Source organism: Micromonospora sp. RL09-050-HVF-A, from assembly GCF_019374995.1.
GTDB lineage: Bacteria > Actinomycetota > Actinomycetes > Mycobacteriales > Micromonosporaceae > Micromonospora > Micromonospora antibiotica.
This window is the reverse complement of the sequence record NZ_JAGKQP010000002.1, coordinates 2,285,222-2,299,438: the sequence shown is the minus strand read 5'-3', so window position 1 is coordinate 2,299,438 and position 14,217 is coordinate 2,285,222. Positions and strand designations below refer to the sequence as shown.

At 73.3% G+C, this 14,217-nt stretch carries 8 protein-coding genes and 2 pseudogenes; 7 read left to right on the top strand and 3 right to left on the bottom strand.

Annotated features, from left to right (window positions below):
* Positions 1-13: 13 nt before the first annotated feature.
* A complete protein-coding gene (locus J7462_RS09750) occupies positions 14-1,327 on the bottom strand; it encodes a serine hydrolase (protein WP_219463649.1) in 1,314 nt (437 codons plus the stop codon).
* Between the two features lie 94 nt (positions 1,328-1,421).
* Here J7462_RS09750 and J7462_RS09745 point away from each other — a divergent pair, with 94 nt between their 5' ends.
* The 4 genes from J7462_RS09745 (at position 1,422) to J7462_RS09730 (ending at position 6,551) form a co-directional block, all read left to right on the top strand.
* Entirely contained in the window at positions 1,422-1,895 is a 474-nt protein-coding gene (locus tag J7462_RS09745; RefSeq protein WP_219463646.1) for an NfeD family protein, read from the top strand.
* Positions 1,896-1,899: 4 nt separating this feature from the next.
* Entirely contained in the window at positions 1,900-3,006 is a 1,107-nt protein-coding gene (locus J7462_RS09740) for an SPFH domain-containing protein (RefSeq protein WP_219463643.1), read from the top strand.
* A gap of 258 nt (positions 3,007-3,264) precedes the next feature.
* Entirely contained in the window at positions 3,265-4,101 is an 837-nt protein-coding gene (locus J7462_RS09735; RefSeq protein ID WP_255597658.1) for a hypothetical protein, read from the top strand.
* A 221-nt stretch (positions 4,102-4,322) separates the two neighbouring features.
* Positions 4,323-6,551: a transglycosylase domain-containing protein gene (locus J7462_RS09730; protein ID WP_219463642.1), complete on the top strand. Its 2,229-nt coding sequence runs from the start codon at positions 4,323-4,325 to the stop codon at positions 6,549-6,551.
* A gap of 116 nt (positions 6,552-6,667) precedes the next feature.
* Here J7462_RS09730 and J7462_RS09725 read toward each other — a convergent pair whose 3' ends face one another.
* Complete coding sequence (locus J7462_RS09725) at positions 6,668-7,273, bottom strand: thymidylate kinase (protein ID WP_219463639.1); 606 nt, start codon at positions 7,271-7,273, stop codon at positions 6,668-6,670.
* 276 nt (positions 7,274-7,549) lie between these two features.
* Positions 7,550-9,370 (bottom strand): annotated as a pseudogene (locus J7462_RS09720) (thiamine pyrophosphate-requiring protein); the annotation flags it as partial.
* A 281-nt stretch (positions 9,371-9,651) separates the two neighbouring features.
* On the opposite strand from J7462_RS09720, the gene J7462_RS09715 reads away from it, so the two are divergent.
* The 3 genes and pseudogenes from J7462_RS09715 (at position 9,652) to J7462_RS09705 (ending at position 13,948) form a co-directional block, all read left to right on the top strand.
* A complete protein-coding gene (locus J7462_RS09715; protein ID WP_219463635.1) occupies positions 9,652-10,467 on the top strand; it encodes an RNA methyltransferase in 816 nt (271 codons plus the stop codon).
* A 56-nt stretch (positions 10,468-10,523) separates the two neighbouring features.
* A pseudogene (argG, locus tag J7462_RS09710) lies at positions 10,524-11,974 on the top strand (argininosuccinate synthase).
* A 171-nt stretch (positions 11,975-12,145) separates the two neighbouring features.
* Entirely contained in the window at positions 12,146-13,948 is a 1,803-nt protein-coding gene (locus tag J7462_RS09705) for a PucR family transcriptional regulator ligand-binding domain-containing protein (RefSeq protein ID WP_219463634.1), read from the top strand.
* Positions 13,949-14,217 lie beyond the last annotated feature (269 nt).

Here is a 14,217-nt window from a genome sequence, read left to right as displayed (position 1 = left end):
CCGTCGGCCCCGGTCAGGGCTCCTGGTCGGGGGTGCGGGTGAAGACGAAGGTGCCGATGTCCAGGCCCACCGCCCGCCCGTCCGGGTCGCGGAGCACGGCGAGGACCTCGCTGTCCTCCTCGCCGGAGCGGCCCCGCCAGCGGTCCGGTCCGGTCCGGGTGAACCGCAGCGTCGGCTCGCCGGGCCGGCCGGCCCACAGCTCGCCGGCCGGGTCGGCCCGGACCTCGTACTCGATGCCCATCCACCACCAGCGGCCGGTCAGCTCGGCCAGTTCCGCCGGGGGTGGGGCGGCGGCCGGCCGCCAGGGCGTGACCGGCGTCGGTTCGGCGTCCAGGACCAGGGTGAGCAGTTGCCGGGACAGCCCGCCGATGTGGCCGGTGCGGAACCCGTACGAGTTGGCGTAGCCGACCACGGCGGTCCGGCTGGGCCGGTGCACGGTCAGCGCGGCGACGTAGCCGGGCATCGAGCCGCCGTGGCCCACGTACACCCGGTCGCCCTCGCGGTACAGCTCCAGGCCCAGGCCGTGGCCGCCACGCCAGGAGTCCAGGTCGCTGAGGATGACCGGGGTGCACATCTCGGTGAGGGTGTCGGCGGCCAGCACCTCGGGGTCGGGGTCGGCGAGGAACGCCGCCCAGCGGGCGAGGTCGGTGACGGTCGACCAGAGTTGCCCGGCGGGGGCCATCGCCCCGGTGTCGGTGCGCGGCTCCTCCCGCAGGGTGTCGTGCCACGGGTGCACCACGTAGCCCGGGGCGTACGGCGCGGTGGGGTGGTAGGTGGTGCGCCGCAGGCCCAGCGGGTCGAGGATCCGGGTGCTCAGCAGTTGCGCCCAGGGCGTCCCGGTGACCCGTTCCAGCACCCCGCCGAGCAGCCCGTACGCCAGGTTGGAGTAGTGGTAGCCGCGCCAGGCGGGGTAGCCGACCTTGTCCGTGGTCACGCCGGCGACCAGGGTGGCCAGGTCGGTGCCCTCGGTCCGCTCCCACCAGGGGCCGTCGGGTTCGCGGTGCAGGCCGCTGGCGTGGCCGAGGAGTTGGCGCAGGGTGAGCCCGCCGACGGCGGTGCCCGGCAGGTGCCGCTCCAGCGGGTCGTCGAGGGTGAGCCGGCCGGCGTCCCGTTCCCCCAGCAGCAGCGTCGCGGTCATCGTCTTGGTGATCGAGCCCACCCGGTACTGGAGGTCGGGGTCCGGGCGCGGGTGGTCGCCGGCGGCGGCCAGGTGCACCAGGGTCCCGTTCCGTACGACGCCCAGCGCCAACGACGGCGTACGCCCGGTGGCCTGGGCCTGTGCCACGAGGGTGTCGATCCGGCGGACGGTCTCGGCGAGCAGGGTCACGATCGGCTCCTTGGCGGCGGTCGGAACGGGCCTGAACTGAGCTTACTGATCACCAGGAGTGGGTGGATTCGCGTGGACGTGTCACGATCGGGGGGTGGACGCCGTGGTGTGGATCGTGCTGGGTGTGCTGTTGGCCGTCGCCGAGATCTTCACGACGACGCTGTTTTTGATCATGTTCGCGGTGGGCGCGTTCGCCGCTGCCGGGGCCGCCGCGCTGGGTGCGCCCGTCGCCGTGCAGGCGGTGGTTTTCGCCGTGGTGTCGGCGTTGACGGTGGCGCTCGCCCGGCCGACGATCCGCCGGCACATGCGGCCGTCGGTGGACAGCGGCGAGCAGCCGTTCGGGGTGGCGGCGCTGGAGGGCGCCACCGCACTGGTGATCGAGCAGGTCGGTGCCGACCAGGGCATGGTGAAGATCGACGGCGAGTTGTGGACGGCGCGTCCGTACGACGCGACGCAGACTTTCGAGCCCGGTGCGCGGGTGCAGGTGATAAAGGTCCGGGGCGCCACCGCCCTGGTGTGGCAGGACGACATTTCCTCCCCCGGCGAGCTGCCGGAAGCGAAAAGGTGACGGTATGGAATTTCTAGCGGTCCTGTTGGTGGCCGTAGCGTTGATCATGGTGGTGACGCTGGCGAAGGCGGTACGCATCGTGCCGCAGCAGCGTCAGGACGTGGTGGAGCGGCTCGGCAAGTACAAGCGCACCCTGAACCCGGGCCTGAACCTGCTGGTCCCGTTCGTCGACGCGGTGCGTACCAAGGTCGACATGCGCGAGCAGGTGGTGAGCTTCCCGCCGCAGCCGGTGATCACCTCGGACAACCTGGTGGTGTCGATCGACACCGTCCTCTACTACAAGGTGGTCGACGCGGTCCGGGCCACCTACGAGATCGCCAACTTCATCCAGGCGATCGAGCAGTTGACCGTCACGACGCTGCGTAACGTGATCGGCTCGCTGGACCTGGAGCGGGCGCTGACCAGCCGCGAGGAGATCAACCGGCACCTCTCCGGCGTGCTCGACGAGACCACCGGCCGGTGGGGCATCAAGGTGACCCGGGTGGAGATCAAGGCGATCGAGCCGCCGGCCAGCATCCGCGACTCGATGGAGAAGCAGATGCGTGCCGAGCGGGACCGCCGGGCGGCGATCCTCACCGCCGAGGGCCACAAGCAGTCGCAGATCCTCACCGCCGAGGGTGACAAGCAGTCCGCGGTGCTGCGCGCCGACGGTGACCGGCAGGCCCGGATCCTCCAGGCCGAGGGTCAGGCCAAGGCGATCCGGACGGTCTTCGACGCGATCCACACCGCCAACCCGAGCCAGAAGGTGCTGGCCTACCAATACCTGCAGGCGCTGCCGCAGATCGCCAACGGCACGGCCAACAAGGTCTGGATCATCCCGACCGAGCTGACCAAGGCCCTGGAGGGCATGGGCGGCGCGCTGGGCGGGCTCAGCCGGATGGTCGGCGACGAGCCGGCCCCGGAGGCGAAGCACAGCGCCGGCGAGGTAGAGCGGGAGGCCGCCGAGGCGGCGCAGGCGGCGGCCATCGCCGCCCAGCAGATCCACGACGAGGTACGCGTCGCCGAGGCGCAGGCCACCGGCGGCAAGGTGCCGCAGGGGCTGCCGGCACCCGAGCCGGTCTCCCCGGCCAGCCTGGTCAGCGACCCGGTCGACCAGCGCGAACGGGCCTGACCCGCCGCCGCCCACCCCGGCGGCAAATGTGAGAAACGCTCATCCGGCGCCCCGGTGCCTGCCACGATCGGTCCTGAGGGACGGGTGGTGGTCAGGCACCGGGGCGCCGGACGCGTTCCGGCCGGCCCGTCGCCAGCAGCCGGGTGGCGCGTCCCGTGCCGCCCGTCGGGAGGGCGGACGGGGGCGCGTGCCGGTCCACCCGTCGGAGCAGACGGGTGTCGCCGCGCGTGCCGCCCGTCGGAGCAGACGAGGTGAGCCATGAAGGAACCCGCGCAGCGCTTGTTCTCCCGTACCCCGGTTGCCGGCGCACACGACCCGGCGGGTCCGCTGGGCACCCGGCGCACCGGCGGCGGCTTCGGGGTGCTGCCCTTCGTCGGTGACCCCGGCCCGTCAGCGCCGGCCACCGACGCCAGTTGGGCCTGGTCGCTGCGCCGGCTCGCCCGGGCGGCGGTCTGGCTGCTGCCCGCCTACGCGGTGCTCTACGGGGCGGTGGCGATGGCCAGCGACGGCGCGGTCGGCAACGACCCGTACCCGGCCGACGGTCGACCCCTCTACCTGCTCGGCTGGGTCGCCGCCATCTGGCTGGGTCTGCTCGCCCTGCTCGCGCTCACCGGTCTGCTCGCGGCCACCCGCAGCCGGCGGGCGGCGGTGGCCGGCCTGCTGGTGGGCATCGGTGGCACGGTGCTGATGCTGCCCTTCGCCGGCCTGACCGAGCAGACCCCGGTCTTCGGCACCACCGCCCGGACGCTGGTGCTGGTCGGGGCCACCTGCTACAGCGCGGGGTGGCTGCTCACCGGCTGGGCGGTGGCCCGTTCCGGGGCGTTCGCCATCGGTGACGGGGCGATGCTGATGATCGCCGCCCCGCTGCTCGGCCTGGGCGGCGCGCTGGTCGGCTCGCTGCCGACCTTCGGCGCGATCTTCGTGCTGATCTCGGGTGTCGGTATCGGCTACCGCTCCGGCCGCCTCCTCCCGGCCGCCATCGCCCACGACGCCGCCACCGCCAGCGTCACCACCCCCACCCCCACCCCACCCCCGGCCCGCAAGGCCCCCTCCCCGCCGCCTAACTCGGAAGTAGACCTACTTCCTCCCGATTAGGGCCGCTTCGCGCAGCGGAGCGACAAGGACTAACCCCGCCCCCGCCTCGGGTCGGCTCGGGTCGGTGATCAAGAAGTTTGCGTCAGGAATTCGGCCGGAGAGCACGCAAAGCTCTTGATCACCGAGCCGCCGGGACGGAGGGGACGGAGGGGATGGACGGGATGGACGGGGGATGCGGGGACGGGAGGGGGACGGGGCGGGGAAGTCGCTGGCAGATTACGGTGAGTTACCTGACAATCCGCTGGCGGAGTGGGCTGCTACCCGGTGCGGTGGCAATGCTTGCGTCCATGTCCTCACCCCGGACGCCGCTGACGCGGCTGCTCACCGTGCTGCTCGCCGGCCTGCTGGCCGGTCTGGTCCTCGCAGTCGCCGCGCTCCCGGGCAACCTGCTCGCCGGCATCGCCACCAAGGCGGTCCTGGGGGCGTTCGACGACCTGCCGGCGGCGCTGCGCACCCCGGCCACCCCGCAGCGCTCCTACCTCTACGCCAACGACGGTAAGACGCTGCTCACCACGTTCTACGACGTCAACCGCACCGACGTGCCGCTGGCCGAGATCGCCCCGACACTGCGGCAGGCGATCGTCGCCGCCGAGGACCGCCGCTTCTACTCCCACGGTGGGGCCGACCTGCGCGGCATGGCCCGCGCCCTGGTCGCCAACGTCACCGGCGGCGGCACCGCCCAGGGCGGCTCCACGCTGACCATGCAGTACGTGCGCAACGTGCTCAAGACCGACCCCACGGCCACCGCCGAGCAACGGGAGGCGGCCACCGAGCAGACCGTCGGGCGCAAGCTCCAGGAGATCCGGTACGCCACCGAGCTGGAGAAGACCCTCAGCAAGGACGAGATCCTCAACCGCTACCTCAACATCGCCTACTTCGGCTCCGGGGCGTACGGGGTCGCTGCCGCCAGCCAGCGCTACTTCGGCAAGGCACCCGCCGACCTGACCCTGGCCGAGTCGGCGTTGCTCGCCGGCCTGGTCCAGTCGCCCGACGCGTACAGCCCGATCGACGGTGACCAGGGCGCGGCCCTGAAGCGACGCGGGTACGTCCTCGACTCGATGGTCGCCACCGGCGCGATCACCGCCGCCCAGGCCGACGGGGCCCGCGCCGAGAAGCTGACCCTGCACCCCACGGCCCAGCCCAACGGCTGCACCGCCACGGCCAGCGCCGACGCCGGCTTCTTCTGCGACTACCTGCGCCGCTGGTGGTTGGATCAGCCCGCCTTCGGTGCGACCGCCCAGGAGCGGGAGCAGTCGCTGCGCCGGGGCGGCTACACCGTGGTCACCTCGCTCGACCCCGACGTGCAGGCCACCGCCGTCGCCGAGGCCCGCAAGGTCTACCCCGCCGACGACGCCCGGGCCCTGCCGATCGCCGCCGTCGAGCCCGGCACCGGGCGGGTGCTCGCCCTGGCCGTCAACCGGGAGTACGGGGTGGGCGACGGCCAGACCGTCAACCCGCTGGTATCCGGCGGCGGCAGCATCGCCGGCTACCAGGCCGGCTCCACGTTCAAGCTGTTCACCATGCTGGCTGCGCTGGAGAACGGTCGTACCCTGTCCACCGGGTTCGACTCGCCGAGCCGGCTGACCACCCGGTTCCCCGCCGAGGGGGAGGCGTCCTGTGACGGCCGGTGGTGCCCGGCCAACGCCAACCCGGCGCGGATGGACGGCTACCGGATGATGTGGGACGGCTTCGGCCGCTCGGTGAACACCTACTTCGTCTGGCTGGAAGAGCAGGTCGGCCCGGCCAAGGTGGTGGAGATGGCCCAGCGCCTCGGGATAACCTTCCGCGCGCCGGCCGACGCCGACCTCGCCGCGCACGACGCCGACGACTGGGGGGCGTTCACCCTCGGGGTGTCCGCCACCACCCCGCTCGACCTGGCCAACGCCTACGCGACGGTGGCCGCCGAGGGGACGTACTGTGCGCCGACCCCGGTGGTCTCGGTGACCGCCCCGGACGGTACGACCGTGCCGGTCGGGCAGCCGGCCTGCAAGCAGGTGCTGACGCCGGACGTGGCCCGCGCCGCCACCGACGCGGCCCGCTGCCCGGTCGGCCAGCAGTCGGCGTACGGGCAGTGCAACGGCAGCACCGCCGGTGGGGTGGACCGGATCGTCGGTCGCCCGGTGGCCGGCAAGACCGGCAGCTCGGAGCAGAACGCCACCGAGACCTTCGTCGGCTTCACCCCGCAGGTGGCGGTCGCCGGCATCGCCGCCAACCCCGACGACCCCAGCGACGCGGTCGGCGCGGCGGTGCAGGGTGAGGTGATCACGGCGGTCGCCCGGACCATCCGTACCGCCGTGGATGGCCAGCCGGTCCGCGATTTCACCGCCCCCAGCCGGGAACTCGTCGGCAACCCGCAGCGTCCGACGCCCCGGCCGTCCCCCAGCGCGCCGCAACCGGACGAGGGCTTCCCGTCGGACCTGCTGCGCTGGTTGCAGAACCGTCGGGGCTGAGCCGGGGTCGTGCGGGTGCCAGTCGGCCGGTACGCCCAGGTCGCGCAGCCGGGGTTCGTGCGTGGCACCGAGGTGCAAGATCGCGCTCGATCCATGTTCGAGTGGCCTCAAAACCCCTACCGCCTGCCGGTCACCGTGGCGACCGCCCGGTCCAGGGCGTCGGCCACCGTCGCCGGGGCGGCGTTGCCGTCGATCAGGGTGAAGCTGCCGAACTCCGGTAGCGCCCGGTAACCGGCGTCGAGCGCGGTCAGGTGGGCCAACTCCTCGGTGTCGATGCCCCGCTCCAGCACCCGTCGCTGGGCCAGCTCCGGCCGGACCGCCAGGAAACAGACCAGGTCCGGCCGGGGAAAGAGGGCGTACGCGGCGCGGACCAGCGCGACACCCCGGTCGCCGCGGGCTCGCATGATCACGTATTGGCACCAGGTCCAGCGGTCCATCACCCCGACCCGCCCGGTCAACCGGGTGACCGCCACCGCACGTGCCAGCGCCACCCACCGTACCGTCGCCTCCAGCACCGGGTAGGCGCGCCGTCCGAACAGATGCACGCCGTCGCGACGGCCCACCGCCCGCGCCAGCCGGTTCCACAGCGGCCGTCCACCGGCATTCTCGAGGTAGGTCGCGGGTATCCCCGCCTCGTTCAGCCGCCCCACCAGCCCTCTGGCCTGGGTCGACTTTCCTGACCCGTCCGTCCCCACCATCGCGACAACCACCCCACGCCCCATCCCCCGCACCCTAACCACCCGATACGACCCCACCACCCCCGAACCCACCCCCAAACCCCAAACCCCACCCCCCAAACCCCACCCAGGCTCACCCCACCCCGGCTTGGCCCGGTGATCAAGAGGTTCAGGTCAGGAATGGGGCTTTGTTTGACGTAAACCTCTTGATCACCGCGGTCCGGCGCGGAGGCTGGGCGGGGCGGTCCGGTCCGGTCCCCGCTCCGGGCGGTGCGGGTGGGTGGGCTGGCGGGTGGGTGGGTGGTCAGGGGTTTTTGCGGCGGGGCGGTAGGTGGCCAGGGTGGCGGGGATGCCCCGGCGGACGATGCCGGCCCGGTCGGTGTCGCCGCGCAGCAGGGCCGCCGCCGTCTTGCGGGCCTGGTCGAGGGTGAAGTGCGGGGGCAGCATCAGCTCCGCCGGGTCGACCATCGCGTTCACCACCACGGGACGGTCGGCGGTCAGGGCCCGACGCCACAGGCCGGCGACCTGGTCGGGGGAGTCGACCAGTTCGCCGTCGAGGCCCAGCACCTCGGCCCACCGGTGGTACGCCACGTCCGGCACGTCCTGGCTGGCCGGATAGCGCGGGCTGCCCTCGGTGGAGCGTTGCTCCCAACTGACGAACGCCAGATCCCGGTTGTTGAGCACCAGCACCACGAAACGCGGGTCGGCCCAGTGCCGCCAGTTCTTCGCCACGGTGATCAACTCGTTGACCCCGTTCATCTGCATCGCCCCGTCGCCGATCAACACCACCACCGGCCGGTCGGGGTGGGCGAACTTCGCCGCGAGGGCGTACGGCATGGCGCCGCCCATTGACAGCAGGGTGCCGGAGAGGCTGGCCAGCATGCCGGGGCGGACCTGGAGGTGGCGGGCGTACCAGGCGGTGGCGGTGCCGCAGTCGACGGCGATCATGGCGTCGTCGGGCAGTGCGTCGTTGAGGGTGTGGAACAACAGCTGCGGGTTCACCGGGTCGGCGGGCTGCCCGGCCAGGTCCGCCTGGACGCGTCGCCACGCCGAGGTGGCGTCGGCGACGGTCGCCCGCCAGGCCGTCGGGGCGGGACCGTCGCCCAGCTCCCGCAGCAACGCCCGCAGGGTCGGGCCGGCGTCGCCGGTCAGGTTGACCTCCGTCGGGTAGCGCAGCCCCATCCGGGACCCGTCCAGGTCGATCTGCACCGCACGGGCCTGCCCCTGCGGCGGATAGAAGTCCGAGTACGGCATGTTGCTGCCGACGATCAGCAGCCGGTCACAGTCCTGCATCAGCTGCCAGCTCGGTCGGGTGCCGAGTAGGCCGATCGCCCCGGTCACCCACGGCTCACGGTGGTCGACGGCGGTGAAGCCGAGCAGGGCGGTGGCCACCCCCGCGCCCAGCCGGTCGGCGATCAGGCGTACCTCCTGCACGGCACCGAGCGCGCCCTGCCCGACCAGCATCGCCACCTTCTCGCCGCCGCGCAGCACCTCGGCGGCGCGGCGCAGCTCCGCCTCCGGCGGCACCGTCGGCATGCTGCTCGGGACCGAACTGGTGTGGTAGTAGCCGTGCGCGTGCGGTGGATCCGGTACCGCCGGCTCGTCCTGCACGTCCAGCGGGAGCACCAGTGCGGTCACCGTCCGGCGGGACAGCGCCGTACGGCAGGCCCGGTCCACCAGGTGCCTCACCTGGGACGGGTCGTCGAGTTGGGCCAGGAAGTCCGAGGCGACGTCCTTGTAGAGGGCGAGCAGGTCGACCTCCTGGTAGTAGCCGCCGCCCTCGGCGGTCAGCGCGGTGTTGCCGACCAGGGCCACCACCGGCTGGTGGTCGAGCTTGGCGTCGTAGAGGCCGTTGAGCAGGTGGATCGCGCCGGGGCCACTGGTCGCCAGGGCGCAGCCGAGTGGGCCGCCGCCGTACTTCACGTGGGCGCTGGCGGCGAAACCGGCGGTCTCCTCGTGGCGTACCTGGACGAACTCCACCCGGCCGCCGGCTCGTTGCAGCGCGGAGGTCATCCCGTTGATCCCGTCGCCGGGGTAACCGAAGTAGCGGTGCACCCCCCATTCGGCGAGGCGGGCCACGATGTGGTCGGCGACCGTGGCGTTCTTCGGCAAGCTGCCGTCGGCGGTGCCTGTTGCGCTCATCGTGGTGGTCCCTCCGGTCGCGTCCCTTTCCCGCCCCCTTCCCGCCCCACGTCCGGGGAAACCCCGCCCGGCCCGGGAAACCCGCCCGCGTCCGGGAAGGCGACGGTGCCCGAGAAGGCGACGGTGTCCGGGAACCTGCCCGTGGGCGGGAAGGCGACCGGGTCGGGGAGGTCGGCCGGGTCGGGGAGGTCGGCCGGGTCGGGGAAGGCGACCGGGTTCCGGCGGGCGGTGCGCCGGACCGCCCCGCAGGTGCGCGCCGGGGCACCCGGCAGAATCGGGCGGTGCCCGTTCACCAGATCACCGACCCCGACGACGCCCGGATCGCCGACTACCGCGCGCTGACCGACGTCGAGCTGCGTACCCGGTGGGAACCCCCGCACGGGTTGTTCATCGCCGAGGGGGAGCTGGTGCTGCGCCGGGCGTTGCGGGCCGGCTATCCGGCCCGGTCGTACCTGGTGGACGCGAAACGGGTCGACCAGCTCGCCGACCTGGACATCGGGGACGTCCCGGTCTACGCGGCCACCCCCGACGTGCTGGAGAAGGCGACCGGCTTCCACGTCCACCGGGGCGTGCTCGCCTCGTTCCACCGCAAGCCCCTGCCCACCGCCGCCGAGGTGCTGGCCGCCGCCCGTCGGGTGGTGATCCTGGAGGACATCAACAACCACACCAACCTCGGCGCGATCTTCCGGGGGGCCGCCGCGCTCGGCATCGACGCGGTGCTGCTCTCGCCGTCCTGCGCCGATCCGCTCTACCGGCGCAGCGTGCGGGTCAGCATGGGGGAGGTGTTCGCGGTGCCGTACGCGAAGCTGGAGCGCTGGCCGGTGGGGTTGGACCAGGTGCGGGAGGCGGGGTTCACCGTGCTCGCGATGACGTTGGCGGCGGACGCCGTACCCATGCAGCGGTTGACGTCGGCGCAGCGGGCGCGGGCGGCGTTGCTGCTGGGGGCGGAGGGCCCGGGGCTGACCGGGGCGGCCCAGGCGGCCAGCGACGTGCGGGTGGTGATCCCGATGCGGCGTGGCGTGGACTCGTTGAACGTGGCCGCAGCGGCGGCGGTGGCGTTCTGGGAGCTGGGCCGGGACGACCCGGTCGACGGGTAGCCACCACGACCACCGGCTATTTGCATGAGAATGCGGCCAGGTGCATAATCTTTCCTGTGTCCAAGGTTCTCACCTCCCTGCCCATCGGCGAACGTGTCGGCATCGCCTTCTCCGGCGGCCTCGACACCTCGGTCGCGGTCGCGTGGATGCGCGACAAGGGCGCAGTCCCGTGCGCCTACACCGCCGACATCGGCCAGTACGACGAGCCCGACATCGACTCGGTGCCCGGACGTGCGCTCAGCTACGGCGCCGAGGTCGCCCGCCTGGTCGACTGTCGCGCCGCCCTGGTCGAGGAGGGCCTCGCCGCGCTGACCTGCGGCGCCTTCCACATCCGCTCCGGCGGCCGGGCCTACTTCAACACCACGCCGCTGGGCCGGGCCGTGACCGGGACCCTGCTCGTCCGGGCGATGATCTCCGACGACGTGCAGATCTGGGGCGACGGCTCGACCTTCAAGGGCAACGACATCGAGCGGTTCTACCGGTACGGCCTGCTGGCCAACCCGCAGCTGCGGATCTACAAGCCGTGGCTGGACACCGACTTCGTCACCGAACTGGGTGGCCGCAAGGAGATGTCGGAGTGGCTGCTCGAACGCGGCCTGCCCTACCGGGACAGCACCGAGAAGGCGTACTCCACCGACGCCAACATCTGGGGGGCCACCCACGAGGCCAAGACCCTGGAGCACCTCGACACCGGCATCGAGACGGTCAGCCCGATCATGGGGGTCCGGTTCTGGGACCCGTCCGTGGAGATCCCCACCGAGGACGTCACCATCGGCTTCGACCAGGGCCGCCCGGTGACGATCAACGGCAAGGAGTTCGGCAGCCCCGTCGACCTGGTGCTGGAGGCCAACGCCATCGGCGGCCGGCACGGCCTGGGCATGTCCGACCAGATCGAGAACCGGATCATCGAGGCCAAGAGCCGGGGCATCTACGAGGCCCCCGGCATGGCGCTGCTGCACGCCGCGTACGAGCGGCTGGTCAACGCCATCCACAACGAGGACACCCTGGCCAACTACCACCACGAGGGCCGCCGCCTCGGCCGGCTGATGTACGAGGGCCGCTGGCTCGACCCGCAGGCACTGATGCTGCGCGAGTCGTTGCAGCGCTGGGTCGGCACCGCCGTCACCGGCGAGGTGACCCTGCGGCTGCGCCGGGGCGAGGACTACTCGATCCTAGACACCACCGGCCCGGCGTTCAGCTACCACCCGGACAAGCTGTCGATGGAACGTACCGAGGACTCGGCCTTCGGCCCGTCCGACCGGATCGGGCAGCTCACCATGCGCAACCTGGACATCGCCGACTCGCGGGCCAAGCTGGAGCAGTACGCCACCCTCGGCCTGGTCGGCGGCGGGACCCCCAGCGGGCGGTCGGCGCGGCCCAGGCCGCCTCCACCGGGCTGATCGGGGCGATGCCGCAGGGCGGCGCGGAGGCCATCGCCTCCCGGGGCGTCGCCTCGGCCGACGACGAGGCCCTCGACCGGGCCGCGATGGAGTTCGGCGTCGACTGACCGTCGCGCCGCCGGCCGGGGACGGGTCACCGCCCCGGCCGGTGGGGCCGCCCCGGCCGGTGGGGCCGCCCCGGCCGGTGGGGCCGCCCCGGCCGGTGGGGCCGCCCCGGCCGGTGGGGCCGCCCCGGCCGGTGGGGCCGCCCCGGCCGGTGGGGCGGCGACGGACGGCGGATGGCGGGACCCGGGGTCACGGAGGGTAGCGTGTCGCCCGTGTTCCCGACCGTCCGTGAGGTGCTGGCGCTGGACCCGGTCCGTCGGGGCGCACCGCGACTGGTGGCGGGGGAGGCCGGCCTGGACCGGCCGGTGCGCTGGGTGCACGTGGCGGAGGTGCCCGACATCGCCACCCTGCTCGGCGGTGGTGAACTGGTGCTCACCACCGGCATCGGGCTACCGGCCGACGACGCCGGGCTCCGCGCCTTCATCGGCGACCTCGCCGAGGTGGGCGTCTCCGGGCTGGTGGTCGAGCTGGGCCGCCGCTACCCGACCGAGGTGCCCCGGGTGATGGCCGTGGCCGCCGAGCGGCGCGGGTTGCCCCTGGTCGAGCTGCGGCGGGCCACCCCGTTCGTCCGGATCACCGAGGCGGTGCACGCCCAGATCGTCGACGCCCAACTGCACGAGCTGCGGGCCACCGAGGAGATCCACCAGCGGTTCACCGACCTGTCCGTCGAGGGCGCCGGGGCGGCCGAGGTCGTCCGGCAGGCCGCCGAGCTGGCCGGCTGCCCGGTGGTGCTGGAGAACCTGTCCCGGCAGGTGCTCGCCTACGACCCGGCGGGGGAGAGCGCCGACCTGCTGCTCGACGGCTGGGAGCAGCACTCCCGCCGGATCCGTCCCACCGGCCGGACCGCGTACGACGGGGACAGCGGCTGGCTGGTGACCACCGTCGGCGCGCGCGGGCAGGACTGGGGTCGGCTGCTGCTGCGCTGGCCGGCGCGGGCGGGCCTCGGCGACGGTCGGCCCGTCGGCACGCCGCCCACCCGGCTGACCATCCTGGTGGAGCGGGCCGCCTCGACGCTGGCGCTGGGCCGGCTGATCCGCCGCGACGCCGAAGGACTGGAACGGCAACTGCACCGCACCCTGCTCACCGCCCTGCTCGACCACTCCCGCCCGGTGGACGAAATCGCCCTGCGGGCCCGGGCGCTCGGAGTGACCCTCGACCGCCGGCATCTGGTCGGCATCATGGTCCGGCACCGCCGCGACGCCCCGGCGGGCACCCCCGCACCGGGCGAGGGCGGGCCACCCGCCGACGGAGCCGGCTCCCCTGCGTACCCGGTCACCTGGCCCACACCGGCCCCGGCGGACCCGCAGGCCGGCCCGGCCCGGCTGCGGGATCTCGCCGAGGCGGTCGGCCAGGCGCTGCGGGAGACGAAGCTGTCCGGTCTGACCAGTCCGGTCGACGACCAGGCGGTGGGTGTCCTGCTCGCCCTGCCGGACGCCGCCGCCGAGGAACGCGCCCTCACCGCCTTCGCCGCCGCCGTGCGCCGCCGCCACCCCGACCCGCCGCCGTCCGGCGGGAACGGCCACCGGCTGACGGTGATCGTCGCCGCCGGCTCCGGAGTCGGGAGCCTGCGGGAGGTACGCCGGTCGCTGGTCGAGGCCCGGCAGCTCGCCGAGGCCGCCCGCCGGGACAGCCGGGAACTGCCGGTCTTCCGGCTGCCGCACGTCGGGTTGGCCGGTCTGCTGCACCTGCTGCGCGACGAGCCCCGGTTACAGACCTTCGTCGAACGGGAACTCGGCGCGCTACTGGCCCACGACGCCCAACACCCCCGGGAGCAACTGCTCGGCACCCTGCGGGCCTACCTGGAGCAGGGCCGCAACAAGTCGGCCGGCGCGGCTGCCGCCCACCTGTCCCGCCCGGCCTTCTACGAGCGACTGGCCCGGATCGGCCGAATCCTCGGCGTCGACCTCGACTCGGTCGAGACCAGCCTCTCCCTCCACGTAGCCCTACTGGCCCTCGACGCCATCCGCACCCCCTGACGCCCCTCCCCACCCCACCGCCCTTCCGCCCGCCCCCGCCCCGTGCCCGCCCCGCCCCGTGCCCGCCCGCCCCCGGCCCGTGCCCGCCCGCCCCCGGCCCGTCTCCGGTGATCAAGAGAAATACGTCAGATTTCGTCGGCGGGGTGACGCATTCCTCTTGATCACCGCCTACGCGGTCTGCCCGTCGACCGCGATCAAGAGGTTTGCGTCAGATTTCGCTGTCCGGATGACGTATTCCTCTTGATCACCGACTGCCCGGCCGGCAGGTT

What these genes read in the sequence shown, in the direction of transcription:
- J7462_RS09740 (WP_219463643.1), top strand. Translation starts at nt 1,900, where the DNA reads ATGGAATTTCTAGCGGTCCTGTTGGTGGCCGTAGCGTTGATCATGGTG.
- J7462_RS09735 (WP_255597658.1), top strand. Translation starts at nt 3,265, where the DNA reads ATGAAGGAACCCGCGCAGCGCTTGTTCTCCCGTACCCCGGTTGCCGGC.
- J7462_RS09725 (WP_219463639.1), bottom strand. Translation starts at nt 7,273, where the DNA reads ATGGGGCGTGGGGTGGTTGTCGCGATGGTGGGGACGGACGGGTCAGGA.
- J7462_RS09705 (WP_219463634.1), top strand. Translation starts at nt 12,146, where the DNA reads ATGGCGGGACCCGGGGTCACGGAGGGTAGCGTGTCGCCCGTGTTCCCG.